This window comes from Sphingobium sp. MI1205 (genome assembly GCF_001563285.1).
GTDB lineage: Bacteria > Pseudomonadota > Alphaproteobacteria > Sphingomonadales > Sphingomonadaceae > Sphingobium.
On the sequence record NZ_CP005188.1, the window covers coordinates 742,205 to 768,281 of the forward strand.

General features: G+C 61.4%; 24 protein-coding genes, 1 tRNA gene and 2 pseudogenes. 14 read left to right on the forward strand and 13 right to left on the reverse strand.

All coding sequences use genetic code 11. The features are described from left to right. Positions 1–5: 5 nt before the first annotated feature. The 4 genes and pseudogenes from K663_RS03585 to K663_RS23190 all read right to left on the reverse strand — a co-directional run bounded on the left by K663_RS03585 (position 6) and on the right by K663_RS23190 (position 1,896). The gene (locus K663_RS03585) at positions 6–557 is read right to left on the reverse strand and encodes a rod shape-determining protein (protein ID WP_235589503.1); all 552 of its coding nucleotides are present in this window, start codon (positions 555–557) and stop codon (positions 6–8) included. Between the two features lie 35 nt (positions 558–592). Then, positions 593–1,097: pseudogene (locus tag K663_RS23185) on the reverse strand (tyrosine-type recombinase/integrase); the annotation flags it as partial. Positions 1,098–1,280: 183 nt separating this feature from the next. After that, complete coding sequence (locus K663_RS23800) at positions 1,281–1,655, reverse strand: c-type cytochrome (protein ID WP_145902225.1); 375 nt, start codon at positions 1,653–1,655, stop codon at positions 1,281–1,283. A gap of 76 nt (positions 1,656–1,731) precedes the next feature. Next, on the reverse strand, positions 1,732–1,896 hold the full coding sequence (locus K663_RS23190; protein ID WP_201026669.1) for a hypothetical protein: 165 nt from the start codon (positions 1,894–1,896) through the stop codon (positions 1,732–1,734). Between the two features lie 157 nt (positions 1,897–2,053). On the opposite strand from K663_RS23190, the pseudogene K663_RS23195 reads away from it, so the two are divergent. Further along, positions 2,054–2,311, forward strand: a pseudogene (locus K663_RS23195) (IS66 family transposase); the annotation flags it as partial. A gap of 639 nt (positions 2,312–2,950) precedes the next feature. On the opposite strand, the gene K663_RS03600 reads toward K663_RS23195, so the two are convergent. Both K663_RS03600 and K663_RS23200 read right to left on the reverse strand, forming a co-directional pair. After that, positions 2,951–3,955 carry a FecR family protein gene (locus tag K663_RS03600; RefSeq protein ID WP_158511148.1) on the reverse strand — a complete coding sequence of 335 codons (1,005 nt, stop codon included), beginning with the start codon at positions 3,953–3,955 and terminating at the stop codon, positions 2,951–2,953. After that, positions 3,903–4,496: an RNA polymerase sigma factor gene (locus K663_RS23200; protein WP_158511149.1), complete on the reverse strand. Its 594-nt coding sequence runs from the start codon at positions 4,494–4,496 to the stop codon at positions 3,903–3,905. The genes K663_RS03600 and K663_RS23200 overlap by 53 nt, the downstream gene beginning before the upstream one ends. A 522-nt stretch (positions 4,497–5,018) precedes the next feature. Here K663_RS23200 and K663_RS03610 point away from each other — a divergent pair. Both K663_RS03610 and K663_RS03615 read left to right on the forward strand, forming a co-directional pair. After that, positions 5,019–8,057 (forward strand): TonB-dependent receptor plug domain-containing protein, encoded by a 3,039-nt coding sequence (locus tag K663_RS03610; protein WP_235589504.1) that lies wholly within the window; start codon positions 5,019–5,021, stop codon positions 8,055–8,057. A 28-nt stretch (positions 8,058–8,085) separates the two neighbouring features. Next, on the forward strand, positions 8,086–9,621 hold the full coding sequence (locus K663_RS03615; RefSeq protein ID WP_062114197.1) for a M20/M25/M40 family metallo-hydrolase: 1,536 nt from the start codon (positions 8,086–8,088) through the stop codon (positions 9,619–9,621). 420 nt (positions 9,622–10,041) lie between these two features. On the opposite strand, the gene K663_RS24785 is transcribed toward K663_RS03615, so the two are convergent. Further along, positions 10,042–10,566 carry a transglutaminase domain-containing protein gene (locus tag K663_RS24785; protein ID WP_235589505.1) on the reverse strand — a complete coding sequence of 175 codons (525 nt, stop codon included), beginning with the start codon at positions 10,564–10,566 and terminating at the stop codon, positions 10,042–10,044. Positions 10,567–10,610: 44 nt separating this feature from the next. Continuing rightward, positions 10,611–11,288 carry a DUF3857 domain-containing protein gene (locus K663_RS24790; RefSeq protein ID WP_235589506.1) on the reverse strand — a complete coding sequence of 226 codons (678 nt, stop codon included), beginning with the start codon at positions 11,286–11,288 and terminating at the stop codon, positions 10,611–10,613. Positions 11,289–11,489: 201 nt separating this feature from the next. On the opposite strand from K663_RS24790, the gene K663_RS03625 reads away from it, so the two are divergent. From K663_RS03625 to K663_RS03645, 5 genes are read left to right on the forward strand one after another with little or no spacing between them, the layout of a single operon-like run. Then, the gene (locus K663_RS03625) at positions 11,490–13,694 is read left to right on the forward strand and encodes a TonB-dependent siderophore receptor (RefSeq protein WP_062114200.1); all 2,205 of its coding nucleotides are present in this window, start codon (positions 11,490–11,492) and stop codon (positions 13,692–13,694) included. Further along, positions 13,691–14,533, forward strand: coding sequence for an alpha/beta hydrolase (locus K663_RS03630; protein ID WP_062114203.1), 843 nt, complete (start codon positions 13,691–13,693; stop codon positions 14,531–14,533). The genes K663_RS03625 and K663_RS03630 overlap by 4 nt, the downstream gene beginning before the upstream one ends. Next, entirely contained in the window at positions 14,530–14,805 is a 276-nt protein-coding gene (locus K663_RS03635) for a hypothetical protein (RefSeq protein WP_062114206.1), read from the forward strand. Before K663_RS03630 ends, K663_RS03635 begins: the two co-directional genes overlap by 4 nt. Next, positions 14,802–15,110 (forward strand): hypothetical protein, encoded by a 309-nt coding sequence (locus K663_RS03640; protein WP_062114209.1) that lies wholly within the window; start codon positions 14,802–14,804, stop codon positions 15,108–15,110. The genes K663_RS03635 and K663_RS03640 overlap by 4 nt, the downstream gene beginning before the upstream one ends. After that, entirely contained in the window at positions 15,107–16,690 is a 1,584-nt protein-coding gene (locus K663_RS03645; RefSeq protein WP_062114212.1) for a PepSY-associated TM helix domain-containing protein, read from the forward strand. Before K663_RS03640 ends, K663_RS03645 begins: the two co-directional genes overlap by 4 nt. 247 nt (positions 16,691–16,937) lie before the next feature. Here the strand turns inward: K663_RS03645 and K663_RS03650 are convergent, their stop codons facing one another. Next, positions 16,938–18,083 (reverse strand): tyrosine-type recombinase/integrase, encoded by a 1,146-nt coding sequence (locus K663_RS03650; RefSeq protein ID WP_062114214.1) that lies wholly within the window; start codon positions 18,081–18,083, stop codon positions 16,938–16,940. 144 nt (positions 18,084–18,227) lie between these two features. Then, positions 18,228–18,318: transfer RNA gene (locus K663_RS03655), tRNA-Ser, on the reverse strand. A gap of 239 nt (positions 18,319–18,557) precedes the next feature. On the opposite strand from K663_RS03655, the gene ald reads away from it, so the two are divergent. Next, entirely contained in the window at positions 18,558–19,676 is a 1,119-nt protein-coding gene (ald, locus tag K663_RS03660; protein ID WP_062114217.1) for an alanine dehydrogenase, read from the forward strand. Between the two features lie 204 nt (positions 19,677–19,880). Beyond that, the gene (locus tag K663_RS03665; RefSeq protein ID WP_062120254.1) at positions 19,881–20,711 is read left to right on the forward strand and encodes a sulfite exporter TauE/SafE family protein; all 831 of its coding nucleotides are present in this window, start codon (positions 19,881–19,883) and stop codon (positions 20,709–20,711) included. 22 nt (positions 20,712–20,733) lie between these two features. Here the strand turns inward: K663_RS03665 and K663_RS03670 are convergent, their stop codons facing one another. Beyond that, positions 20,734–21,936, reverse strand: a complete 1,203-nt coding sequence (locus tag K663_RS03670) for a phospholipase D-like domain-containing protein (protein ID WP_062114220.1) — start codon at positions 21,934–21,936, stop codon at positions 20,734–20,736. A gap of 123 nt (positions 21,937–22,059) precedes the next feature. Here K663_RS03670 and rpoZ point away from each other — a divergent pair, with 123 nt between their 5' ends. Beyond that, positions 22,060–22,404, forward strand: a complete 345-nt coding sequence (gene rpoZ, locus K663_RS03675) for a DNA-directed RNA polymerase subunit omega (RefSeq protein WP_037464961.1) — start codon at positions 22,060–22,062, stop codon at positions 22,402–22,404. Between the two features lie 176 nt (positions 22,405–22,580). On the opposite strand, the gene K663_RS03680 is transcribed toward rpoZ, so the two are convergent. Then, positions 22,581–23,027 (reverse strand): hypothetical protein, encoded by a 447-nt coding sequence (locus K663_RS03680; RefSeq protein ID WP_037464963.1) that lies wholly within the window; start codon positions 23,025–23,027, stop codon positions 22,581–22,583. Between the two features lie 140 nt (positions 23,028–23,167). On the opposite strand from K663_RS03680, the gene K663_RS03685 reads away from it, so the two are divergent. Then, positions 23,168–23,839, forward strand: coding sequence for a spermidine synthase (locus tag K663_RS03685; protein ID WP_145902312.1), 672 nt, complete (start codon positions 23,168–23,170; stop codon positions 23,837–23,839). A gap of 24 nt (positions 23,840–23,863) precedes the next feature. On the opposite strand, the gene ung is transcribed toward K663_RS03685, so the two are convergent. Beyond that, positions 23,864–24,559, reverse strand: a complete 696-nt coding sequence (gene ung, locus K663_RS03690; RefSeq protein ID WP_062114226.1) for a uracil-DNA glycosylase — start codon at positions 24,557–24,559, stop codon at positions 23,864–23,866. 87 nt (positions 24,560–24,646) lie between these two features. On the opposite strand from ung, the gene K663_RS03695 reads away from it, so the two are divergent. Beyond that, complete coding sequence (locus K663_RS03695; protein ID WP_062114229.1) at positions 24,647–25,618, forward strand: serine hydrolase; 972 nt, start codon at positions 24,647–24,649, stop codon at positions 25,616–25,618. A 60-nt stretch (positions 25,619–25,678) separates the two neighbouring features. Then, positions 25,679–26,044, forward strand: a complete 366-nt coding sequence (locus tag K663_RS03700) for a DUF962 domain-containing protein (protein ID WP_062114233.1) — start codon at positions 25,679–25,681, stop codon at positions 26,042–26,044. The last annotated feature ends 33 nt before the right edge of the window (positions 26,045–26,077 follow it).

A 26,077-nucleotide genomic window follows, 5' to 3' on the forward strand; every position in this document is an offset into this window, starting at 1 on the left:
GTCGATCAGCGGATCGATCGCGCGCGCGTTCCTTGCCCTTGAAGAATGTGGTGAAGGCCCTGAGCCACGCAGAGCGCCGGGCCCTCAGCGACGATCACTGGCAAGCCGGTGCCACCTTCTATCATCTGCCGCAAACGCAGCATCATCGCACTGCCGCCGGTGAGGAGTATCCCCTTCGCATGCAGATCATGACTGAGTTCCGGCGGTGTCTTGTTGAGAACCACGCGTATGACCTCAATAATCTGCGTTGCGTGCTTTTCCACAACACGGTCCAACTTCGTGGACGCAATATGCCGTGAGTGGGGTCTCATCGAGATAAGACTTCGGCCTTTTACTTCGATCAACTCGCCCTCGCGCCGTCCCTCGCCAATCTGGGCGGCGTAATCCCTCTTGATGCGTTCGGCGCCCTGGCGGCCGATCGAAATCTTGTGTCGGAAATGCATATGATCCGCGATCGCTTGATCGAGGGCTGCCCCTCCCGCACGGACCGAACGCGTGAGACAAATTCCTCCCAATGACAGGACCGCCACTTCGGTGGTGCCGGCGCCACATTCCACAATAAGCGCGCCTTGCGGCTTATCTACCCGAATGTGTAGATGATCGACGCCTTTGTACGCCGGAGCGTGTGTGTGCCATATACTTCTTGGCGAAGCCTATGCCAGTCACCCACTCATCGACCAAACGCGCATACTGACGGGTGCTCAGATGAGCTGCGTGGTCGATGCGACTGGGAAAGGCGAAATCGTCGAGGGTAACCCCTCGACGGTCCAGCCATGCCAGAAGGCTGTGACGGGCATCCGCCGTAAGTTCGAACTGCACAGGTCGGCCTGTTTTCTGCTGGATCACGGTAGCACGTGTTCGGATCTGTCCGCCCAGTACTAGCTCGCCGATTTTGATCTTGACCACGTCACAACCGCGCAGCTTGCTGTCGATCGCCAGGACGAACAGGCGCGATCTCGAACGCGACGGTGCTGGTCGAGAAAAAAGCGGATCGCCCAGACTTGCCGCGGCTTCAACGGACGCTTGGCTCCGACTTTCCGCCCTGCGTTCCATGCCACGCGATCATTAGCGCCGGGGTCATATTCAGACATTCCCATCGTATTTCTCCTATGGCCGTTACTGGCCACGGGGAAAACGTTGAGAAAGCACCTGGCGCTGCCCGCCTAGCTTCGCTAAATGTTATGACGGTTTTGTAAATTTTGTCAGTAGGTCGCGGATCTATTACCCAGCTTCGCCTGAAGCGCCAAGTTCAGCCAATTTTGGCAAGCCGTCGCGTAATATCAGCGGGGCGAGCGAAGTGACATAATGTAAGCTGCGGCCATATTAGCCTCGTCCTCGGTGAGGTGGATCGACATCGCCATCGGGTCATCGTGTCCGTCCTGAAAGAACTCGCGCAGCTTCTCCTCTGTGAAGCCCATGCCATTCGCTACCGTCACAAAGCTGGGCGCCTGCGGATTGGGCGGCTCAACTCCCGGTCGCAGTGCATGACAACCGCTACATTCCTTTTCGACATAAGAAAGCGCGCGCGCATCCTGGGTGCGCGCGGCGGTAGCAAGCGCGGAAGTTGAATTGGAAGCAGACGGTTTTGTCCCGGCGAGCGCGCACGCGGACAAGAGGACGCTGGTGAATGCAACGAACCGTCGGGAAAATGGCATGGCGATCCTTTCTGGGAATGGGCAGCGAAGCACTGTTACTCCCTATCCAGCATTGGTGCCAAGCTGCCCGTGAGGTTCAGATGGAACTATGTGCGCGGATCGGTGTCACGTTGCCTCCATCCGCGCCTCCGCTGCAGCAATAGGCCGCCCAGTCGTCCATGAGCCGCCGCCGCTTGTCGAAAAGATCGCCGCGCCGATAGGCCCGCTCCACCTTGCTTTCGATGGTCTGAGCCAAAGCCATCTCAGCGATCTGATGCGTACAGCCGGTGCAATCGGCGGCCCAATTGCGAAAGCGGGAGCGAAAGCCATCCGTGGCGCCCTAACCTTCGTCCAATCATGGACGCACTCACCCAGGGTAGCACGGGGCAACTTCAATACGTCGGGGAATGGCATATGGCCGCAAACGCTGGGTCGCGCTTACGCGCTTCCTCGACGATGGGCGCTTGGAGATCGACAACAACATCGCGGAGCGCGCCATGCGCTGTGTGGCCCTGGGCCGTAAAAACTGACTGTTCGCCGGCTCAAAGGCAGGCGGCGATCGCGCCGCTGCCATCTACTCCGTCATCGAGACCGCAAAGCTCAATGGCCTCGAACCGCAGGCCTATATCGCCGATGTCATCGCCAAGATCGCTGGCGGCTGGCCCGCTGCCCGCTGAGATGAACTCATGCCCTGGAACTGACGGCAAGATCAGCAACCGATCGCCCAAGCCGCCTGATCTGCGGCCTGCAGCCCACGCTTACTTGTGAGCGGCAGAGAAGGGGCGAGATCAAGCCACACACCCTACCGGATTCGAACTGAGGAAGGATAGAAAAAGGCTTTATTTCAGATTGATAGCCAAGGAGTGGAAATGCGTCCAAGCAGCGATTTTCGCTCAAGAACCGGCAAGTGCTTGGAAAAACGTAAAAACTCCCCTGAACGGGGAGCCTTGGTGACCTACGGTCACCCGGCAATCTTGACAAGGTGCTGATAATACACCAAAAAACCTTGAAGCTCAGGAATTTTTACCATCACAAGTGCCAACTGTCCATTGGGTACATATGGGCAAAAGGTTACTGAATGGAAGATGGTCCAATTGCAACAAAGGTGGTCTCGGGTTCGCAGGAACACCTATGTCGTAACCTTATGCAGGTAGACATATGAAGTGGGAGCTACAGCCGCCTGAATCATAAACGTGGCCAGCTCCCGATTTTCGCGCGCTTGGTGTGGACTGTCTGATATCTCGGCGGCAGTCGATCCAAATCAGACCTTCGCAGTAAAAAATACGACATCCGCATAGCGGGCATTCTGCAAAGGGTTAATTCGCTTGCACCAGAACAACTGATCCGTTGCCTCCTTCCGAAGCCTTGATGTCGAAACTGCTCTCCAGGGCCAGAACGAATTCATCGCTTTCTCCGAGCCCGAACCGTCCCGTAATCAGAGTTCCCGCGATCCGGGGATCTCCTATCACCAGCGGGCTCTTCCGGTATCTGTTGAATTCCTCGACAACCTCATCGAGGGGCTTGTCCTCAAATTCCAGAAAGCCTTCGGTCCATGCCACGCGCTGTTGTACGAGTGCACGATCCTGGATGAGCGTCGTGGCAATGCCGGGCTGAATGAGCGCCGATGAACCGGCATGGACGTTGACCGGCGCAGCGCCGTTATTTGTCACCAGCACGACCCCTTCGGTAACCGCCAACTCCGTCGCCCCTTCCTTGCGCCGGATATTGAACTTGGTGCCGAGCACCCTGATTTCACTGTCGCCAAGGTCGACGAAGAAGGGGCGCTTCTCATCCCTGGCAACGTCGAACATGGCTTCACCCCGCAGCAGTCGGACCTTGCGGCTGTTTCCGTCCATCAGGACATCGAGGCTGGTGTCTCCGTTCATGGAGATGGAAGAACCGTCCATCAGGCGGGCGATCTCGCGTTGCCCCTTCTTCGTGCTGCGATGGTCACCAAAAAGCGCGAAATGTCGGGCAATTCCAATACCGGCAACAGCTGCCGCCGCGGTACTGAGCATGGCAGTCGTAGCCGCGCGACGGGACATGGCGGAGGCACGAGCAACAGCAGGTACGCCGCTCGCTTGAAGTGGCCCCTCGCCACCATCCGCGATCGAGTCTTCGTCGCTCAAGCCTTGTTCGTCAGCCCGGAGACGAATGCGTTCGCCTTTCTTCCAGATATCGGCGGCGGATGCATAGGCGACAGCATGGTAGGGATGGCTTGCTATCCAGCGATGAGCGGCATCACGATCGGCGGGATCGGTACTGTTTTCAAGCAGGACGACCAAACGTGCGGCTTCGGCCTCGATCGCCTTGCGCTGCACTTTGTCCGGTTGAAAATTGTTCGACGTCATGATCTTCGCTGTCCATTGTTCCACGGGCAATATAAGCAAGCGCCCGGCTCAAATGGTTCTCTACTGTAGAGACGGACAAACCCATCTCCGCTGCCACATCCGCTATGGAATATCCTTCAACCCTTCTAAGAATGAATGCGCGCTTCTGCCGTGCGGGCAGCGTTTTCACAAGCTTTTCCAGTCGCCTCAACTCGTCACGCGCATTGAGCATGCCATCGTAACTGACCGTTCGGCCCAGTTCTTCCAGATCGGCCATATAGTCAAAGGAGACGATGGCATCCCTGCGGGCCTGGTCGACCAGCAGGTTGCGTGCGATCCGATGCATGAACGCAAGGCCATTACGGATCTGTCGCCAATCATCGACGGCGTAAGCGCGTGTGAGAACTTCAGCGAGAATGTCGTCGAGATCAACATGTTGAGGCAGGATCCTGCGCAGCCGGCCGCGCACCAGCCCCTGGCAGGGCAGGATCACTTCCTGAAACCATCGGATCTTTTCTGATGGATCGCCCACGTTTCTTCCCCCTCGGAAAGCCGATCCCCTCCTGTCCACGAAGGAAGCGATTGCGCAGGCAGATGTCCAGTCACAAAAATTCAATAATTTTAGACACGGCTTGTAGGGGGAGCCGGCAGGCCATCCGTCAGAATAGGGGAGAGCAAAAAGAACGACAACAGATGGAGAGGTGAAACAGGGGGATCACATTCCATGCGACGCCGTTCACTCGCTTTTTCGCATTCTTTGCTTGCGACCTGCGCTTTCGTTTCACTCGCCTGTTCCACAGTTCAGGCGAATGCCGAAGACCACCGCTTTAACATTCCCTCGCAATCGGTATCGGGTGCCCTGCAACTATTTGCGAAGCAATCGGGCTATCGACTGCTCTTCCCTTCACGAAGCGTCGCGGATCTGAGGTCGAAGCCACTGTCGGGCTCCCTTTCCGCCGAGGACGCCCTCAATCTCCTGCTGAGCGACACGCCGCTGCGGATAGCGTCGATCCGAGGCAGGGTCATCGCGCTTACCGCCCGCAAGGGTGAAGCAATGGCAATCTCGCGCTTCACGCTCGCCAGACCGGTCCAGCTCGCCGCGTTGCAACCGGCGGCAGGAATGATTCCCAAGGCGGCTGAGGCGCCGCCCCCACCGGTAGACGAGATCGTGGTTGTGGGTAGCCAGATCCGCGGCGCGAAGACGACGGGCGCCCTGCCGGTATCTGTCGTGGGCAAGGAAGACATAGCCGCCATGGGCGCTGTGTCCGCGAACGACCTGTTTCGTACGCTGCCCCAGGCAAGCGACATGACATTCAACGAGCAGACACTCGGCGGCGGCAGCCCCAACGCCGCGCGGGGCGATGTGGCTTCGGTCAGCCTGCGTGGCCTTGAACAGGGCAACACCCTCGTTCTCCTGAACGGGAGGCGGATGGTGCTGCACCCGACCTCGCAGACCAGCAATGGTACGCCAGTGCTGACCTATAATGTCAACGCGGTCCCCGTTGGTGGCCTGGAACGGGTGGAAGTTCTGCGCGATGGCGCTGCGGCGCTTTATGGGTCCGATGCTGTTGCCGGCGTGGTCAACAATGTCCTGTCGACTGATTATACCGGCCTCTCGCTGGACGCGACCTACGGCGGCGCTGAAGGCACGGGCATGCGCGAATTCCAGTTTAACGGCAAATATGGATCAGACTTTTCTGGCGGCCGTGGCAATATCAGCCTTATGGCCAATTTCACGCGCAGGACGGCGCTGGAAGTCGGCGACCAGGACTATACCGCGACCAATGATCTGCGATCCTTTGTCGAAGGTACGGCCTTCGAGGGGAACACGGCCTTCGACACCCGTTCGACCAGTTCGTCCTGGGGCGCATTCCGTACGCAAAATGGTTTGGCCGTGCGTAGCAATGGCACGCTGGTTACTAGCGCAGCCGGCGTCTTTCACATCCAGCCACAGACCAATGCCGGCTGCCAGATCAACCTGTCCACGGCTCCGGGCATCTGTATCGATGACGGAGTCATAACCGGTGCTGCGGATCGCAACCTCCGGGCGGACAACAGCGCGTCTTTCCCGGACATCACGGTAACGCCGTCGACGACGCGCTTCAATGTCTTTTCGTTCATCAACTATGAGCTGAGCGACAGCGTCAAGTTCTTCAGCGAACTGGGCTACTACCGAGCAAAATCGAAGGGTTATACGACGCCCGGCACGCTGCTCGCCACGACACCGATCACCATATCCTCCAGCGCCTACTGGAACCCGTTTGGCGCGGTCGGTTCCGTCAATCGCCTGCCCGGCATCGATGCACCGGCAGAGGGTCTCAATCTTACCACGGTGAACCTCTCGATCCGCGACGCAGGCATGCGCCAGGTCAACGTGACCAACCAGCAGTTCCGGTTGCTCGGCGGCCTCAAAGGCGAGATGGGCAATTGGGACTGGGAGTCGGCAGCGCTCTATTCGGAAGCCACAGTCAAGGACTCCGGAGATGCCATCAGCAACAGCCTGCTCCAGGCGGCGATCAACCGAACGACTGCTGACGCTTATAATCCGTTCAGCGGCGGCGATCCATCCAATCCAAGCGGTCTGGATACGACGCCATCGGCCCAGTCGACGATCGACAGCTTCATCGTCACCTCGACCCGTCGCAACAAGACGACCCTTGCCCTGTGGGACGCCAAGGTATCGAACGCCCAGCTCATCGACCTTTGGGGCGCACCGATCGGCATCGCGGCCGGCATCGAATTTCGTCGGGAAACCTACAAGGATGATCGCGACGCCCTGCAGGACGGGTCAACGCCGTTCGTGGATTCCGTCACTGGCGTCAGCTATTCCAGCGACCTTCTTGGCGCCAGCTATCGTCCGGACATCTATGGCAAGCGCACGGTCTTCTCCGCCTATGCGGAACTCGCCGTCCCGGTCTTCACGCCGGAAATGGAAATCCCGATGTTCCACGCGCTCGAATTCCAGCTCGCGGGCCGTTACGAACACTACAGCGACGTCGGAGACGTGGCCAAGCCGAAGCTCGCCGGCTTCTGGGATCTGCTTGATGGGATCCGGCTTCGCGGTTCCATCTCCGGCGGCTTCCGCGCCCCCAATTTGGAGGTCATCAACACCCCGGTGTCGGAAGGCGTCAACAGCCGCACCGACTATGTTCAGTGCGAGGCGGACCTGCGCGCCGGACGGATCAGCAGTTTCTCAGGCTGCACAAGAAGCTTTGCCGTGCAGCAGCGCCGCGACGGCAACAGCGAACTCAAGCCGGAGGAGTCGACGAGCTGGTCGCTTGGCGCCGTGCTGACCCCGCCGCTGCCCGGCGGTCTTGGCAAGGTGACGCTGACCGTCGATCGCTGGCGTATCAAGCAGAAGAGTTCGGTTGGCATCCTCTCGGATGCCACCGAGATCGCGCTCGACTATCTCGCGCGCGTGAATGGCTCCAGTAACCCCAATGTCGTGCGAGCGGCGGCCACGGCCGACGATATCGCGCGCTATGCGGGCACAGGCATCACGCCGACGGGCGACATTCTCTATGTGGACTCCCGCTACGAGAATCTTCTGCCGCTGGACGTGCAGGGCATAGACTTCGGTTTCAACTACGCGTCTCCAACAACCCCGGCCGGGCGCTTCACCCTGAGCTTCAATGCGTCCAAGCTGATCAAATATTATCAATCCGCCTCGGCGCAGGTGCAGTCGCTGCTGGACGCGATCGCCGGCGGTGAGATCAATGGCGCAATCGGCGTGACCGGTGCAGCCGATCTGGTTCGGCAGGACGGTCATCCGCGCTGGCGCTATTCGGGTACGCTGACCTGGTACAAGGGGCCGGTGCAGGTGGGCTTGTTCACCCAATATATCGGGTCGGTGGAGCAATCGACGGTCTTTGACGCGAACGCCAATCCCTATGTCGTGGATTCTCAACTGACCGGCAATCTCTACGTCCAATATACGCTCAAGAAGGATGGTCTCGGCGGCACGACCTCGATCCAGCTTGGCGCCCGCAACTTCACCAATGAGCGGCCGCCCCTTGCAACCAGCGGCTATCTCGCATCGCTCTATCAGCCGCAGCGGCGCTACTGGTATGCAACCATTCGCAAATCCTTCTGATCAGACCAAATCCAGCACGGGAAGCCCCATGTTCAAAACATGCAAAATCTGGTCGACCTGCCTCATCGCAGCAACGCTTCCCTGCTCCGCCCTTGCGCTGACGCCCAAGGAAAGCGATGCGACACAGGCCGCGGCCACGCGCACGCTGCCTGAATTCGTGGAGTTTCTGAAGCTCCCCAATGTCATGCATAAGTCGACGGCGGACATGCGCAAGAATGCCGACTGGGTCGAAGCGGCTTTCAAGCGGCATGGTTTTGAAGCGCGGCAGCTTGCCGATGGCGAGACGCCGATGGTCTTTGCGCAGGCGCCCCGCGCCTCCCCCAAACGCAAGACCGTGCTCTTCTACGCCCATATGGACGGCCAGGCGGTATTCCCGAAAGACTGGGATCAGCCCGATCCATTTCAGCCGGTGCTAAAACGGAGAGGGACCGATGGGAAACTTGCTCCCATCCCTATCGAGAAGATCGCTCAGGGCGGAGCTATCGATCCCGAGTGGCGGCTGTTCGCCCGGTCGGCCGCCGATGACAAGGCGCCTATCATGATGCTCATGGCCGCGATGGACGCCCTCAAAGCCCAAGGCAAGGCCACAGGGATCAACATCAAGATCATCATCGATTCCCATGAAGAAGGTGGGCCGCCCACGCTCAAGGACGTCGTCCAGAATAATCTGGAACTGCTAAAGGCCGATGCCGTCGTCATGCTGGATGGCCCCATGCATCCCAGCAACAAGTCCACGCTCGTCTTCGGTCACCGCGGCGGCATGGGGTTCGACCTCACCGTCTTTGCCGGCAATAACGACGCTCATAGCGGGCATTTCGGAAATTTCCTGCCGGATCCCAGCTTTGCCCTTGCTCATCTTCTCTCGACCATGCGCGACATGGATGGCCGGGTGCTCATTCCCGGCTTCTATGACGGCGTGGACATGAGTCCTGCCATGAAGAAGATATTGGCGGCCGTCCCGGATGATGAGGCAGCCATTCGCGCGCGCATCGGCATCGCCCGCAATGAGAAGGTTGGCGACAATTATCAGGAGGCGATGAACTATCCCACATTCAACATCACCTCGATGATATCGGGGCAGCCTGGCAGCAGGCGGTCCGTCATTCCAGCCTTCGCAACCGCCAGCGTCAGTTCCCGCACTGTGCCAGGCACGCCGCCCGAACGCCAGATCGCACTTGTCCGCAAATGGGTGGAAGCCCAGGGCTATCATCTTGTCGATGGCGAGCCGACCGATGAAGAACGGAGCAAGTTCCCCCTGATCGCCGCGATCAAGGGAGGCGGCGGCATGCCTGCCCTCATGACGCCGCTCGACGCTGCCGTCGGCAAATGGGCCGCGTCTGCCTTCACAGACGCATTCGGTCAGGATCCCGTCCGCATTCCGATCATGGGTGGCGGCGTGCCCACCAAACCGCTTGCCGATGGGCTCAAGGTTCCGATCCTGCTCATACCACTGGTGAACGCCGACAATAATCAGCATGCAGCCAATGAAAATCTCAGGCTTGGGAATTACATGTCCGGAGTGAAGAGCCTTTACGCTCTTTTTGTAGCTGATTTTGCCGACTGATTTTTTGGGGCGGCTTATAATGCCGTCTCAAACGACCCCTGCACGAACGCGCTTTGCGGGAATGACGGGTGGAGCAGCGTAGCGTGTTATATGTAGCCCTTTAGCGGGGCGAAGTTGGAAGTTCCTTCAACGAAGGGGAACATAAGCTGGATACCCGCAAAAACTCTGGCGGATTTAGGGCATTCGTGATTCATTGAGTAGGTAGCCATTGGAGGCGATCTGCCATGGATCCGAAGTCTCTTTTCAGCCTGAATGACCACCTTGAGATGCTAAAGCCGTCATGGTGATCCGCTTGAGATTCTTGAACGGACCGTGGATTTTGAGTATTTCCGGCCTGGCCGGTCGAGGGGCTGTAAAAGCCATATCAGCATCGAGCATCCTCTGCCTTATAACTCAATGCGCGGGATTCGCCACCTTGCTCTATTGTTTCCACCAGTGATCGAACATGCGTGGGCTGGGCAGCCGCTGATCCAGGCCATCATCAGTGCCACTGTTATTCACCAGCACCGCCTCGGCTTCGACGCCTAGCTCACGCAACAGTGCCAACAGCAGAGCAGTCTTGGCCTTGCAATCGCCGTAACGGCGTTGCCATGTCTCATCGGCTCCTGCCGGCGTCAGATTTCCGCCATTCGGCCCGACATAAATATAGCGGACATCCTGCTGCACCATTTTCAGCGCAGCGGCAGCGCGGTCGAGCGACTTTACATGGGCCGCGGCGATACGGGCGGCCTCCGGCTTGAGCGAGGAGTTAGCGCTCAGACTGGAAGCATTGGCAAATAGCGGTGCAAAAAGGCGCGATATGTCCCGCCAGTTGCCGGAGCTGCTATATTCGACGACCCGCTGCCACAGATAGCGAGGGGGCGCATCCTTGGGCGGCGTCAAGACGCCAGGGTTGTCGAACCGATAATCGATCGCATTCGCGCCCTGTTCAGCCACAGTCATCATATCGCTGGTCATCTTGACGATAGGCTTATTCTTTTCCTCCCAACTTAGACGAAGATGATATCGGCCGGCTGCCGGCTCGGCGGCGAGGAGAAGCAGGCCGGCATCGTTCTTCCCCAAGGTGGGATCACTCGCACGGAGCGTTGCGCCAAACTCGATTTCATCCCCGACCTGAGATCAGGCACACGCAAAACGGCCGTCAGATTGCCGTCCAGCCTTGCCGCTTCAAGCTGGTCTTCTCGACGAAGTATCTCGAACGAAGCCGTCTTCAATAAGTCGGTAGCCTGGCCTTCGCGATGGATCTTTATTGCATGGACGACAGGCGAACCAGCGGCCGGATTCCAGGCCAGCGATAGATTGCCGAGCTGCAGCGCGTTGGGATGTAGGATCTTGATGCGGTAGCCGTTGTAGAGCAGCTGTCCCTTGTCATCGAGATGAACCTCGGTGTCCTGTCGGCGGATGAAAACCGCGCCTGCGGCATCGGCGGGAACAGGCATAGGTTCGGACTGGACGGCCCATTTGGGCTCAGACCCAATTTGGATCTTGCTGCCAACTGCATAAGCGGTCGATCCGGCAAGCACGCTCGCCAGGCAAACAGAAATCGTGAAACGCACAACACCCCCTGAGATTTGTGCCATAATGTCTGCGGCTCTGATATAAGCAAGTGTTTGATGACTCTTACAATCACCGTTCGATACCGAAGGCCTCTTCGACAGCGCCAGCATCAACCCCTCGTAGAGGACGTGGAATGGGAAAGCTGCCTGCCCGCAGTTGAGAGCAGGAAGTAAGGCGCTAAACGGCGACAAAGGGTCGGTTTTCGAAGTGCGATTGGCATTTTGCAACATCCTGCAAAGAAGCTGAAATATTTCCACGGTTGCTAACGCGACCGATTCGCATTAGCTGATCCCCAAATTTAGGGGATAGTCATGCGCAGAATTTCCATCGCCACCGCCCTCATTCTGGCGGGTACGTCTACCATCGCCTATGCCCAGGCGGCGCCTGCGGAAGCGAACCGCGACGACATCATCATCGTTACCGCGACCGGCCAATCGTCGGCCATATCGACGACCAAGAGCGCTACGCCGATCATAGAGTCGCCGCAGTCGATCTCGATCGTCAGCCGCGAGGAGATCAACCTGCGCGCTTCCCCGACGATCGCCGATGCGCTGGCCTATACGGCCGGTGTGCAGTCGGAAAGCTGGGGCGTGGACAGCCGTGTCGACGAAGTGTCGGTGCGCGGTTTCGGCGCGGGCGGCTTTTCGTCCAACAATAATTTCGTCGATGGCCTGCGCCTGCCCTCCGGTGGGCAATGGACGCGACCGGGCTTCGATTCCTATGCACTCGAACAGATTGAGGTGCTCAAGGGGCCTTCGGGCGCGCTCTATGGCCAGACCGCGCCCGGTGGGCTCGTCAATATCGTCACCAAGCGGCCGACTGACGAATTCCACGCCAATTTCATGCTTCAGGCGATCGGGACGACCGATCTGAACAACTGGAATTATCAGGCGGCGGCAGACGTCAGCGGCCCCATCACCTCGACCCTGTCGGGGCGGATCGTCGGCCTGTCGCGCTATGGCGATACGCAGGTGGAGGATGTCACCATCGGCCGCCGCTATATCTCCCCCAGCCTGATCTGGAAGCCGGATGATGCGACGACCTGGACGATCCTGGGCCAATATCAGCGGGACGAGGGCGGTTCGACCTTCCAGTTCCTGCCGGCGCTGGGCGCGCTCTATCTCAGCAACGGCAAATATATCGCCAATGACGACAATCTGGGCGAGCCGGACTGGAATACCTTCGACCGCAACCAATATCTGATCGGATCCTTCTTCGAACATGAGTTCAACGACGCGATCACGATCCGCAACAACAGCCGCTATACCCATCTCGACACGCTCTATCGCGTGGTCGTGCTGTCGGGGAATACGCTGACTACCTGCCCATCGAGCATAGCGGGTTGCATTCCCGGCCAGACGATCAGCCGCCGCGCGGTGCAGGGCAAGGGCGAGAGCGACGGCCTTGCCACCGACACCCAGCTGGAGGCCAAGTTCAGTACCGGTCCAGTGGAGCATGTGCTGCTCGGCGGCTTCGACTATTTCCATACCGAATGGGAGCATTATCGCGATCTGGTCAGCTCCTCGCTGGTGCTGCCGATCCTCGATATCTTCAATCCGGTGTCGCGCGGATCGGCTGGTTTCGCCAGCAACATGTCGCCGCAGATCTACGCCGAAACCGTCAGCAAACAGGCTGGCGTCTATCTGCAGGACCAGATCAATCTAGGCAAGCTGCGGGTGACGGTGGGCGGTCGACAGGACTGGGCGAAAGACAATAGCTACAATCCCGTCACCAGGAATCGCTACATCACCAAGAGTGACGCCTTCACCTGGCGGGCTGGCGCCGTCTACATGTTCGACAATGGTCTGGCGCCCTATGCCAGCTATTCCGAAAGCTTCCAGCCGCAGGTCAGCGACCCGAGCACCAGCTTGAGCGGCGAACCGTTCAAGCCGACGACCGGCCAGCAATATGAAGCAGGCATCCGTTACCAGTATGGAGACAATATCTATGTGACGCTGGGCGCCTATCAGGTCACCCAGCAGAACATGACCACGCCCGATCCGGCGGGCACGCTGTGCGGTACCTCCATCTGTCAGGTGCAGACCGGTGAAGGCCGGGTGCGCGGTCTGGAGTTCGAGAGCAAGGCGACGCTGCCCTGGGGAATGGCGGTGATCGCAACCGCAACGCGCATGGACAGCAAGGTCACCAAGTCGAATACGGCGGGGCAGGTCGGCAATGAATTGCCGCAGATACCCGAATGGATGGCCTCGCTCTTCCTCAACCAGACGATCGAGGGCGGTTCTCTCGCCGGTCTCGGCTTTGGCGGCGGCGTGCGCTACACCGGCAAGAGCGTCGGCGACACCGCCAATTCGCTCCGCATTCCCGACTATGCGCTGTTCGACCTGTTCATCCGTTATGACCTGGGCAAGGCATCGGATGCGTTGGAGGGCATGACCTTCTCGATCAACGGCCGCAACATTGCCGACAAGCGTTATGTTGCGACCTGTAGCGCCGTATCCGCCTGCTATTATGGCCAGGGCCGCAGCCTCACCGCCCGCCTGCAATTCAACTGGTGAGGCGGCTGTCGGCCCTTGCGGCGCTTGGCCTGCTGACGATGGCGCCGGGCGTGGCGTCGTCGCCTGCGGTGGCGGCACCATGGCAGTTGGAACGATCCGACGTGCTGACCATCAGGTCGCCCGATGGCCATGCCTATCGGGTGCTTGTCGCCTGGCCGGAGGGCGAGCCACCCGCTGGCGGCTGGCCGCTGCTGTGGATGCTGGATGGCGAAGATAATTTCCCGATCGCGGCGATCACCGCGCGTCGGTTGGCGCGCGCCGGCGCACGGTCAGGGATCGGACCGGCGCTGATCGTAGCGATCGATTCCGGTCCGCTGGCGCGACGGGTGTTCGATTATACGCCGGCAGCGCCCGGCTATGCCATTCCCGCCGGTGCGCCGGCGAGTGGCCTGCCGACCGGCGGCGCCGATGCCTTCCTGCGCTTCATCGAGCAGCAGGCCCGGCCACAGATCGCGGCGCGCTGGAAGATCGACGCCAGCCGACAGACGCTGATGGGCCACAGCTTTGGCGGGCTGCTGGCGCTGCACGCGCTGGCCAAGGGCGCGCCCTTCAGCCGCTATGTCGCGGTCAGCCCGTCCTTCTGGTTCGGCAATGGACTGGTCGAGCAGGCGGTCGAGGGCATGGCGCCCGCGTCGGGCAAGAGGCTGCTGGCGGCCAGTGGCGACCGGGAGGGCGGCCCGACCAAGGGCGACAGCGAAGGTGACAGGATGGCCGCCTTGTTCACGGCCCATGGCGTCGATGCGCAGTTCCGGCTGCTGCCGGGGCACAGTCATGGATCGACGATGATGGCGATGATGGCGGACGGAATTGCCGTAGCATTTGGAACGGAATCAAAATGATTGTTGCGATCCTTGGCGGGCTGCTAGTCGGCCTGGCGGCGATGCTGCTCTATCTGGCGGCGCCGCATCAGCAGATGGGGCGGCTGCCCTGTCCGCCGCGCCTTGCCGGATGGGGCGGCGTGGCGCTGCTGATCCTCGGCACCGGCTTGCTGCTCGGCTGGGCCGGGGTGGCGACGGGGATCTTCATCGTCCTGACGCTGGTGATGACGGTCTGGTCGGTGGTGCCTGTCATCATCGCCTGGCAGGGTGGCGCGGCGGAGGACAAGCGATGAGCAGGATCCGATCGCGCAGGCCGCTGACCAGCCGTGACTGGTTCGGCAAGGTGTCGGCCGCCTTCATCCTGGGCTTCACGCTGGCGCTCGGCTGCGCCGGCCTGTTCCGCGAATTGATGGACGTGGGGGAGGGCTATTTCTCCACCAAAGGGCAGTTCGCTATGTGGCTGATGTCGCCGGTCTGGGCGCTGACGTTGAGCTTCTGCTTCCTGTTTCAGTCGGGGCTGCGCGCTTGGCTGTGGCTGGCCGCCGCCAATCTGTTGGTCTGGGTGCCGGTGCTGCTGATGGGAGGGCTGCGACCGTGAAACTGCCGAGCGACGTCGTGAAGATGTACAAGGAAGTGCATGGGTGGGTCGGCATCATTTCCGGCCTCTGCCTGTTCATCGCCTTTTGCGCCGGGGCGCTGACCATGTTCGAACTGCCCTTGCAGCGCTGGGCCTCGCCCCCGCCAACTTTGGCGCCAGCCCCTTCGCTCGAACGGACGCCGGAACTGGTCGCAAAGGTTCTGGCCGCCCATCCCGAGGCGGCCAAGGGCTACGACATCAACCTCGCCATCGATGCCGCCCATCCGGCGCGGATGACATGGATGGTGCGCGGCGAAGCGGACGAGCATGACGGCGGCCAGCGTTATTATGCCTCGCTGGCAGCGGACGGCGCGCTGCAGGTCGAAAGCCAGGGACCGTCCGAGGTCGCGCAACTGATTGACGTGCTGCACCAGCAGGTCGGCCTGCCCTTCGATCACGAGATTTCCATGCCGATCATGGGCGCGATCGCGCTGCTCTACACCATTGCTTTGGTGTCGGGGCTGGTCGTGCTGTTGCCCAGCCTGGTAAGCGACCTGTTTGCGCTGCGCATCGGCAGGAATGTGAAGCGCATGTGGCTGGACGTCCACAATGTGCTGGGCCTGTTCAGCTTGCCCTTCCACATCATCATGGCGCTGACCGCTGTCGTCTTCGCCTTTCACGACCAGTTTTACGGGGCACAGGGGCTGGCCTTTGGCAGCGGCGCAGAGCGAGCGCGGCCGAGCCTGTCGGCCCCGGCCGAGGGATCGCCGCCCGCCACCCTGACGCCGGCCCAGATCGTTGCCCGCGTGCGCGAACAGGCGCACGGCTTCACGCCCGAAACGCTGGTCTATGGCCAGGGGCGTGGCGGCCTGCCGGCGCTGCGGGTGCAGGGCAGCGATGCCCGTTATGGCCTGCGCGCGCCGACCTATGGCATGGCCGGGATCGATCCGCAGACCGGCGCGATCAAGAGCACGGACTATATGCCGGGGATGCAGGATGGCTGGTCGGCGACGATCACCAGTTTATTTGCCCTACATTTCGGCAATTTCGGCGGCGCTACGATCCGCTGGGCCTACTTCCTGCTGGGGCTGGCTGGTGCCTTCCTCTTCTACACCGGCAATCTCCTCTGGGTGGAAGCGCGCCGCAAGAAGGAGCGCAAGGCGGGCGCGGTCGAACAGACGCGGACGACCCGCATATTGGGCGCGCTGACCGTGGGTGTGCCACTGGGCAGCATTGCCGGCATTTCGGTGACGCTGGCGGCGGCCAAGCTGCTGGGTGGCCATGCCAGCTATGGCATGCACAGCGCCATCTATTATGCAGTCTTCCTGATCGCGACCGGCTGGGCGCTGGTGCGCGGGGCGGCGCGATCGGGTGTCGAACTGGCTGTGTTAGGCGCAGTGGCAATGTTGTGCGTGCCGGTCGCGAGCCTGATCGCGGGTACTGGCTGGTATGATGCACCCGCATTGATGCTGGTGGATATCACGGCGGTGCTGCTCGCGGTGCTTCTGTTCTTCTCGGCACGCGCTGCCGCGCGGCGGGCTGCCGCTGGTCCGCGCGACAGCATCTGGTCAACGATCAGTCCGGTTGCCGACCCTGATTGATGCCTCGAAAAGGCCAGCAGCGATGCGCGAAGATGCGTTGTTCGCATCAATCAGAACAGCAAGCCTGCGCCGACGGTCAGTTCCAAATGACATGGTCACGTTTATGGAAGTCGGAATGGCACTGGATGACCGCCTAACAGACGAAAGTGAACGAATAGCTGGCTTGCTGGCAAAGAATGCGCAGCCTCGGTAATGGGGCGCGCATTAAGCCGTCGGTACTGAGGCCATCGGTTATCGAGGCCATCGGTTATCGCTTCAGACAGTATGCTCCCCATTCGTCCATCAGCTTTCGCCTCTTCTCAAGGAGATTTCCGCGCCGGTACGCAGCTTCTGTCTTGTCCTTGACCCGGTGGGCCAAGGCCGCCTCTGCGATTTCGCCAGGGTGATTGGTTTCCTCGCTGACCCAGTCCCGGAAAGCCGAGCGAAATCCGTGGGCGGTCACGTCCTCCTTCATCTCGCGAAGCAATTTCGTGAGCGTCATGTCGCTCATCGGTGCATCACCTCTGGCTCCAGGGAACACGAGCGACCGCGATCCGATCCGCAGGTCCCGGCATCGCTCCAGGATCGCAAGCGCCGGTGCAGACAGGGGAATGACATGCTCGCGCGCCGCCTTCATGCGCGCGGCCGGAATGGTCCACAGCTTCTCGTCCAGGTCGAACTCTTCCCACGCCGCGCCTCGTACTTCGCCCGATCGAACAGCAGTCAGGATCGCAAAGCGCAGCGCAAGCCGGCTAAAGGATTCTCGCTCTGCGAGCCTCACCATGAAAGCGGGCACCTTCGCATAGGCCATGGCTGCAAAATGCCCCTCCTTCTTGGGCTGTCGTGGAAGCCCTTTGGTGATTGCGCGCATAGGCGCTTCAGTCTCGCGATAACCCGAGGCGTAAGCCCAATCGAGAACGGTGCCGATCCGCTGCCGGACCCGTCGCGCTGTCTCAGGCTTGGCGAGCCAGATATCCGACAGCACGTTCCGGATCATGGGCCCTGTAATCTCATGAACCTGCACATGGCCGATCTGCGGGAACACATAGGTTTCGAGCGTCTGGAGCCACTGTTTCTCATGCTTCTCGTTCCGCCAGGTCTTGCTGTGGGCGGCGATCACCCTCGCCGCCGCCTGCCGGAAGGTGGGAATGCCCTGCGCCTTGCGCCGCTCGAATATCGGATCCAGCCCGAGTTCGACCCAGGTGCGGATTTCTCGTGCCCGCTCCCGGGCTGTCGCCAGCGAGACCTTGGACGCGCTGCCCAGGCCAAAGTCGCGCCGGTTGCCATTCTTCTGCACCCGGCACACCCAGCTCTTGCCGCCGCCAGGCTGAACCACAAGAAACAGGCCGTCGCCATCGCCGAGCCGCCCGGGACGTGTTGCTGCCTTCACAGCCGTAGCGGAGAGCTTTCCCATGCCACCAAATCTCCCACATTCTTTCCCACATTTCCAATCGGTCACCGGTGGACTGGCAGGGATGAACGTGGATGCGAATCACGCTGAAAGCCGCAGAAAAGCTGGGCTTTCGTGATTCGGAACGGATGTGAAAGGACAGGGTGGTGGCGGAGCGGGAGGGATTCGAACCCTCGATACGCTTTTGACGTATACTCACTTTCCAGGCGAGCGCCTTCGACCACTCGGCCACCGCTCCGCATGCACTGGAAGGCGGCTCCCTATCGCGCGTCGCGGCGGGTGGCAAGGGGATGCGTTACTTTCATTGCGATCGGGAGAATCGCGGCTCTGGGCGCCGCTGCTGTAATTCCGTCCCGGCAGACTATATCGGATAAGGATATCGTTCCGGCTGCGGCCCCCAATCCGGAACAATCGTTGCTTGCCCTGCGATAAAATCCCTTTGGACGATATGCGCTGAAGGGATGGAAAGGCGAAAACATGATTGTAGGCACGGTACGGGAGATCAAGAATCACGAATATCGCGTCGGCCTGACGCCCGAAAGCGTTTATGAGCTGACCGCTCATGGCCATCGGGTGCTGGTTGAAAGCGGTGCGGGTGATGGGATCGGCGCGCATGACGCGCTCTATGCAAAGGCGGGGGGCGAAATCGTGCCGGCCGCGCGGGATGTATTCGCTTCGGCCGAGATGGTCGTGAAGGTAAAGGAGCCGCAGCCCGAGGAACGCGCGATGCTGCGTCCGGGGCAGATCCTTTACACCTATCTCCACCTCGCGCCCGATCCGGAGCAGACGCGCGATCTGGTCGCATCCGGCGCGACCTGCATCGCCTATGAAACGGTGACCGACGACCATGGCGGCCTGCCGCTGCTAAAGCCGATGAGCCAGGTGGCCGGACGCATGGCGATCCAGGCGGGCGCGACCGCGCTGGAAAAGGCCAATGGCGGACGCGGCGTGCTGTTGGGCGGCGTGCCGGGCGTGCTTCCGGCCAAGGTCTGCGTGATCGGCGGCGGCGTCGTTGGGTTCAACGCGGCACAGATGGCGGCGGGCCTTGGCGCGGACGTCACCATTCTGGACCGCAGCCCCGAAGTGCTCGAAAGGCTGGGCATCTATTTTGAGGCGCGGGCCAAGACGCGCTTTTCCAATCGCGCCAACCTTGCCGAATGCGTGGCCGACGCGGACCTCGTTATCGGCGCAGTCCTTATTCCCGGCGCCGCTGCGCCAAAGCTGGTGACGGCGGACATGCTCAAGACGATGAAGAAGGGCGCCGTGCTGGTGGATGTCGCGATCGACCAGGGGGGCTGTTTTGAAACCAGCCATGCCACGACCCATGCCGAACCTACCTATGTGATCGACGGCATCGTCCATTATTGCGTCGCCAACATGCCGGGCGCGGTCGCGCGCACCAGCACCTATGCGCTCAATAACGTGACGCTGCCCCATGCCCTGCGCATCGCCGACCTGGGGTGGAAACAGGCGCTGCGGTCCGATCCGCACCTGCTCGCCGGTCTCAATGTCTGGGACGGCAAGGTCACTTATGAAGCGGTCGCGCAGGCGCTGGACCTTCCCTACACCCCCGCACAGGAAGCGCTTGGCGGATAGCGGCTAAGCGCTTCTAATCTTTTCCCGCGTCCTTGCGGGTTCCCCGACCTCGTTCGTCTTGCTTGTCGGAGGCAGTTGGTTCCCTGCCCCCAACCAAGCACATCCCGACGAAGAGAGGCCTGGGTATCACGTCATGGTCGAATGCATTTTCTTAACCGCCCCGCTGCTGCGTCCAAATCCTCATGGCAGCAGGGAGGCGCGCTGATGCATGGCGAGCTCATCAACTGGCTGATCCCGTTGATCGCCATGCTGGGCGCGGGCCTGTTCGCCGGTTTTGCGGCAGGCATCTTCGGCATCGGGGGCGGCTTTGTCGTCGTGCCCGCCTTGTTCGTGGTCCTGCCGCTGCTGGGCGGCACGCATGATGCAATCGCTCATGTGGCGATCGGCACGTCGGCGGCCACCATCATCGTCACCTCGATCCGCTCGCTGCTCGCGCATGCAAAGCGGGGCGCGGTCGAGTTTGAGGTGCTGAAGGCCTGGGCGCCCTGGATTATCCTGGGCGACGGGGTAGGGGTTCTGCTCGCGGGCCATGTGGATGGCAAGGTGCTGACCATGATCTTCGCGGTGGGCGTGTTCCTCATGTCGTTGAACTTCCTTCTGCCCAAGGTCGGAGGCAAAGTGATCAGCGAAGAAATGCCATCGGGTATTGTTCGCGTCGGCATCGCTGGAGGGCTTGGCACCTTTTCCGCGCTGCTTGGCATTGGCGGCGGTACGATCGCGATCATGGTGATGACGCTGTGCGGCCGCTCCATTCACCGCGCCATCGCCACGGCGTCGGGCATCGGCACGCTGATCGCCATTCCCAGCGCCATCGGCTTCGCGCTGATCGGGCTCAAGGAAACCGGCCTGCCCTGGGGGTCGCTCGGCTTCGTCAACATGCCAGCGACGCTGGCGATTGCCTCCATGTCGATCCTGACCGCGCCGCTGGGGGTTGCCGCCGCGCACAGCCTGCCTGCTAGCCTCCTGAAACGGATCTTCGGCATCTATCTGGTGATCATCGCCTTCGTGATGTTCCGCAACGCGATCAGCATGTGACCGGCGCTCGTGGCCCCGGCGGTCAATCCGCGTCGGGGTCGCGGAAATTCAGGCGCCGCGTCACGGTGTAATCCAGCACGCCGACCAGGAAATAGCTGATCCACTGCTTGATCAGGGTCAGCACCCCGCGCTGGGCCTTGTGGCTTTCCAGCGTCACTTGACGGCTCTCGCCCGCACGACGGCTGATGAAATCCCGCACCTCATGCGCCAGCGCCTTGTCCTCGATCCGCAGCATGATCTCCAGGTTCAGGAACAGGCTGCGCATGTCGAAATTGGCTGACCCGATAAATACCGCGTCATCGATGACGATCAGCTTCATGTGCAGCTTGCAGGTCTGATATTCCCATATCTCGACCCCCCGCTTGAGCAGCGGACCATAGAGCAGCCGGGCCGCCGCCACCGTCGCCCCGTTGTCGGACCGCGACGGCAATATGATCCGCGCGCCTTGCCGCCGAGCCGCCCGGGCGATCCGTTTCAGCATGCCGCGTCCAGGGGAGAAATAGGCGGCGATCATGTCCACCCGGCTGGCATGTTCCAGGTCATGCTTCACCACCTGCGCCCAGGGACTCAAGCGGCGCGTCGGCCCGCCGATCAGCCAGCGTATCGGGTCGCCCGGATCATGATGCAGGGAAGGATGCCAGTGCCGCACCATCCGCCGCAACGTGCGGAAACTTTGTCGCCTTGTCGAAACCCAGCGCCATAGTTGCCCGAACCAGTTGCTCATCGCCACCACTTGCGGCCCGTCGATGATCAGCCCCAGATCGGCCCAGGCATCGTCCTGCGGCAGCCCGAAATAGGAATCCTCGACATTGAATCCGCCCAGCAACAGCCGCTGGTTGTCGGCGATCGTCATCTTCTGATGGTTGCGGATCAGGTAGCGGGTCGATCGCCGCGCGCCAAAGCGCCCGAAATGGCCGCCCGCCTCAACCAAAGGATCAAAGAAGGCGACTGGCGTGTCGGCCGATCCGAACGCATCGATCATCAACGTGACGGCAACGCCGCGCTCGCGCGCCGCGATCAGTCGGTCGAGCACCATCCGACCGCTCTCGTCGTCCGCGAAGATGTAATAATAGAGTTTCAGGCTCTCCCTTGCCCCGTCGATCAGGGCGATCAGCGCGTCGCGCAGGGCAGGGCCGGACTCGATCACCTTCAGGTGATTCCCCCGGATCGACAGGCTGATCCCGGTCTCAGCACGCTCTGCGGGGGACTGCCGGTTCGTCGCCATATCCCGTTCATGCCTCTAATTGTCGCGTTGCGCCACGGCTTTATGGGCTTTTCGTTGACTCGTCGGGCGACCGCTGTTAGGCGCGCTCCTTACGATTTTCATTCCGTTACCAGGAGCGCCCGTTTGGCCCGCGTTACCGTCGAAGATTGCGTCGACAAGGTTACCAACCGCTTTGATCTCGTCCTGCTTGCGGCGCAGCGCGCCCGTGAGATTTCTGGCGGGGCCGAACTGACGCTGGACCGCGACCGCGATAAAAACCCCGTCGTCGCCCTGCGTGAGATCGCTGAAGAAACGGTTCTCCCGGCTGAATTGCACGATTCGCTCATCGGTTCGCTCCAGAAGGTGCAGATCGACGATGACGACACGCCTGACGAAATCGGTTCGATCGCCCAGTCCGCGGAGGCCCTGCGCCTCACCGCCGCAGCTCCGCCACGAAACCAGAATGTTGGCGGCGACTACGACGGCTGATTTCTGATATCGGTTTGGAGAGGGAATGAGGCCCGGCCTGCGCAAGCAGGACCGGGCCTCGCTAATTTTGCGGCAGCGTCCTGTGCAGGCGCCCCCGTCACCCTAGCGACCCGAAGGGCGGCGAAGCCAACGCTGGGGCCTCATGCCCCTGCGCACGCCGGACTGACCCCAGCCCCTCAATTCCCCAGGCAGAAATCCCGCAACGCCCGCGCGTCATGCAGCGCATTGTGCGGGATACGGCTGTTCGCCGCCGCGCTGAATCCGGCCGCGTTCACCAGTTGCAGCTGCAACCCGTTCATATCCACCATCTGCCCCGGCCCGGTCACCAGCAGCGCGCAGAAATGCGCCAGATCCTCTGGCCAGTCCGCCACGATCACCGGATCGGGATCGCCCGCCAGATAGTCGGCCAGATGATGCGCCGCTTCCACCCGGCCCAGTTCCATGTCGATCCCCGGCGGCACATGGCGCAGATAGGGAATCACGTTGCGCTGGACCCAGCCATGCGGCTCCTCCGCCAGTGGCAGCGACACGTAAAATTCGTCGTCGCCAAACTCTGGAACCAGCGCGACGCTGATCAGCGCGCCCGCAAATCCGTTGAATTCGGTGTCGAGGAAATAACGCATCGGGAAAAGAACTGCCTGCTGAAAGGGGAAGGGGGGACTGTTTGCGAGATAGGGGCGTCGCGCCGCCTGCGCCAGCCTTTGAAGATTTGCGTGCGCACAAGCAAGCTGCCATGCGGGGCCGACCAGGGAAGGACATGGCCGTGATACCGCGTGAACTGATCGACACCGCCCCCGTACCCGGCGGACAGGAATTGAAGCTCTACCGTCGCGGCGCCGACCATATGATCGTGCTCGACCGCAACGAGTTGATGAGCAGCCGCATGAGCGGTTCTGAAAAGGCGCTTGCCGTCATGACGCTGGAACGGCTGAAAGGACGGGGCGCGCCGCATCTGCTGATCGGCGGCTATGGCATGGGCTTCACCCTGCGCGCCGCCCTGGCGGAAATGGGGCAGGGCGGGCGGATCATGCTGGTCGAACTGGTGCCAAAGATCATCGAATGGGCGCGCGGGCCGATGGCCGAACTGGCCGCGGGCTGTCTGGACGATCCCCGGGTCACCTTGATCGAAGGCGATGTCGCTGCCGAAATAGCCTCCGCCCATGGAAGCTACGACGCGATCCTCCTCGACGTCGATAATGGCCCGGACGGCCTCACCGCACCCGCCAACGATCGGCTCTATTCAACCAGCGGTCTTGCCACCGCGAAAGCGGCGCTGAAACCGGGCGGCATCCTTGCCATCTGGTCGGCCGGGTCCGACGACCCCTTCACCCGCCGCCTGCGCAACGCAGGCTTTGATGTGGACGAAGTCGCGGTCAAGGCGCGCGACAATGGCAAGGGGCCTCGCCACGTCATCTGGTTCGCGCAAAAACGGTGAACGGCGGGAGCCGGCTGCTCCTTGTCACCCGGCCTCGCATTCCGGCAACGCCCAGTCCACCGCACCGCGCCCCGTTGCTTCCAGAAAGGCATTGGCCTGCGAAAAATGCCGGCATCCCAGGAAACCGTTATGCGCCGACAGCGGGGAGGGGTGCGCGGCCTTCAATACCAGATGCCTGTCCTGATCGACGAACGCCGCCTTGCGCTGCGCATAGGCGCCCCATAGCAGGAACACGGCGGGGTCGGCCTGGCTATTGACGACGCGGATGATCGCGTCGGTAAATTGCTCCCATCCGCGCTTCTGGTGCGATGCCGCGCGCCCCATCTCGACCGTCAGCACGCTGTTCAGCAACAGCACCCCCTGCCGCGCCCAATGTTCCAGAAAGCCGTGGCGCGGCGGCGTCAGGCCCAGGTCGCTTTTCAATTCCTTGTAGATGTTGACGAGTGATGGCGGCGTCCGCACCCCCGGACGCACGCTGAAGCACAGGCCATGCGCCTGTCCCTCGCCATGATAGGGGTCCTGCCCCAGGATGACGACCCTGACCCTGTCCAGCGGCGTCAGGTCCAGTGCGCGGAAATATTCGCCGCCCTTCGGGAAGATGCGCTTTCCCGCAGCTTTTTCTTCCTCCAGAAACCGTTTCAGCGCCTGCATATAGGGGCGGTCGAATTCCTCGCGCAGGCGCGCGCGCCAACTGTCGTGAAGCTTGATCGTTTCCGTCATGCGTGCGGTGATGACCCGGCCGGCAAAGCCCTGTCAACCCGCGCAAACGGCCTTGCCCCACAGCCGCGAATCGGGGAAAGAAGGTGCATGCCGCGTCGTTTTTCCGTTGCCGCCCTTCTGGCGGGCTTTGGCCTCTTTCTGGCCCCGCTGCCTGCCGCCGACGCCTTCGGGCCAAAGCCCGACATGGTGCAGCAGACGGCGCAATCGCGGCTGCTCGGCGAATTTGCACGCTTCGCGACGCTCAGCGACGGGACGGTCGGCATCGCCGTACGCGATCTGCACAATGGCGAGACGCTGCAATATAATGGCGACACGCTTTTCCCCATGGCCAGCATCTACAAGGTCGCGGTGGCTGGCAAGATCCTCTCGCTCGCCGATGCGGGCACGCTGCGCCTCGATGAAAAGCTGCCGCGCCTCGGCACGCCGCTGTCGGTTACGACCCTGCTCGACCTCATGCTCACGCGCAGCGATAATGAGGCGACCGATACGCTGGTCGCACGCGCCGGTGGGCCGCAGGCGGTGCATGGCTGGCTCAAGTCGATCGGCATTCGCGGCCAGCGGGTGGACAGCAATACTGCCCAGCTACTTGCCCGCGCCAAGGCCGACTTCGGGGCCGCGGGCGATGAAGCGGAATCCGTGCTGTCCTCGCGGCAGCGCGACGCGCGCGACCTGCCCAACATGGCCTTTGCCGCCGACCCGCGCGACACATCCACGCCGCGCGCGATGAACGACCTGCTATCCGCCATTCATCATGGCAAGGCGCTGAAAGGTTCCAGCACCGCCATGCTGCTGGGCATCATGTCCCGCTGCAAGACGGGCAAGGCGCGCCTGGTCGGCATGCTGCCTCCCGGTACGCCCATTGCCCACAAGACCGGGACGCTGAACGGCCTGGGCAACGACACCGGCATCATCACGCTGCCTGACGGCCGCAGGATCGCCATTTCGGTATTCGTGATGAAGGATCATCGCGGCCACGCGGCGCGCGACCGCATCATGGCGGAAGTGGCGCGGGCAGCCTATGACTATTTTCTGTTCGCTCCCGATTTGCACACGGCCTGACGCATCTTTCTTAACCTGGATCGACCTATTCTTTAGAGGGGTCGATCTGGAGGGGAGATAATGAGCGACATTGCCGCGTTCAGCGAATTCTGGCCCTATTATCTTCAGGAACATGCGCGTCCCGCCACGCGGGCATTGCATTATGCGGGAACCAGCACGGTCGTCATCCTGCTGGCGGCATTACCCGTGACCGGCCAATGGTGGATTCTTCCCGCCCTTCCGATTGCCGGCTATGCCTTTGCGTGGATCGGTCATGGCCTGATCGAGCGGAACCGGCCCGCTACCTTCCGTCATCCACTCTGGTCGATTCGCGCCGACTTCCGCATGTGGTTCCGTTTTATCACTGGCCGCATGGGCCGCGACCTTGCGCGAGCGGGTGTGCGGCGCGACGGATCGATCGATCCCGAAAAGCGGCGTTGCCTTTGATACCGTCCGTCATCGCCATGGCTTGACCGCCCC

Excerpts from the sequence above, each read along its gene's own strand:
- K663_RS23800 (WP_145902225.1), bottom strand. The coding sequence starts at position 1,655 with ATGCCATTTTCCCGACGGTTCGTTGCATTCACCAGCGTCCTCTTGTCC.
- K663_RS23190 (WP_201026669.1), bottom strand. The coding sequence starts at position 1,896 with ATGGCTTTGGCTCAGACCATCGAAAGCAAGGTGGAGCGGGCCTATCGG.
- K663_RS03610 (WP_235589504.1), top strand. The coding sequence starts at position 5,019 with ATGGCAATCTCGCGCTTCACGCTCGCCAGACCGGTCCAGCTCGCCGCG.
- K663_RS03615 (WP_062114197.1), top strand. The coding sequence starts at position 8,086 with ATGTTCAAAACATGCAAAATCTGGTCGACCTGCCTCATCGCAGCAACG.
- K663_RS24785 (WP_235589505.1), bottom strand. The coding sequence starts at position 10,566 with ATGATGACTGTGGCTGAACAGGGCGCGAATGCGATCGATTATCGGTTC.
- K663_RS24790 (WP_235589506.1), bottom strand. The coding sequence starts at position 11,288 with ATGCTGGCGCTGTCGAAGAGGCCTTCGGTATCGAACGGTGATTGTAAG.
- K663_RS03625 (WP_062114200.1), top strand. The coding sequence starts at position 11,490 with ATGCGCAGAATTTCCATCGCCACCGCCCTCATTCTGGCGGGTACGTCT.
- K663_RS03635 (WP_062114206.1), top strand. The coding sequence starts at position 14,530 with ATGATTGTTGCGATCCTTGGCGGGCTGCTAGTCGGCCTGGCGGCGATG.
- K663_RS03640 (WP_062114209.1), top strand. The coding sequence starts at position 14,802 with ATGAGCAGGATCCGATCGCGCAGGCCGCTGACCAGCCGTGACTGGTTC.
- K663_RS03650 (WP_062114214.1), bottom strand. The coding sequence starts at position 18,083 with ATGGGAAAGCTCTCCGCTACGGCTGTGAAGGCAGCAACACGTCCCGGG.
- ald (WP_062114217.1), top strand. The coding sequence starts at position 18,558 with ATGATTGTAGGCACGGTACGGGAGATCAAGAATCACGAATATCGCGTC.
- K663_RS03665 (WP_062120254.1), top strand. The coding sequence starts at position 19,881 with ATGCATGGCGAGCTCATCAACTGGCTGATCCCGTTGATCGCCATGCTG.
- K663_RS03670 (WP_062114220.1), bottom strand. The coding sequence starts at position 21,936 with ATGGCGACGAACCGGCAGTCCCCCGCAGAGCGTGCTGAGACCGGGATC.
- K663_RS03680 (WP_037464963.1), bottom strand. The coding sequence starts at position 23,027 with ATGCGTTATTTCCTCGACACCGAATTCAACGGATTTGCGGGCGCGCTG.
- ung (WP_062114226.1), bottom strand. The coding sequence starts at position 24,559 with ATGACGGAAACGATCAAGCTTCACGACAGTTGGCGCGCGCGCCTGCGC.
- K663_RS03695 (WP_062114229.1), top strand. The coding sequence starts at position 24,647 with ATGCCGCGTCGTTTTTCCGTTGCCGCCCTTCTGGCGGGCTTTGGCCTC.
- K663_RS03700 (WP_062114233.1), top strand. The coding sequence starts at position 25,679 with ATGAGCGACATTGCCGCGTTCAGCGAATTCTGGCCCTATTATCTTCAG.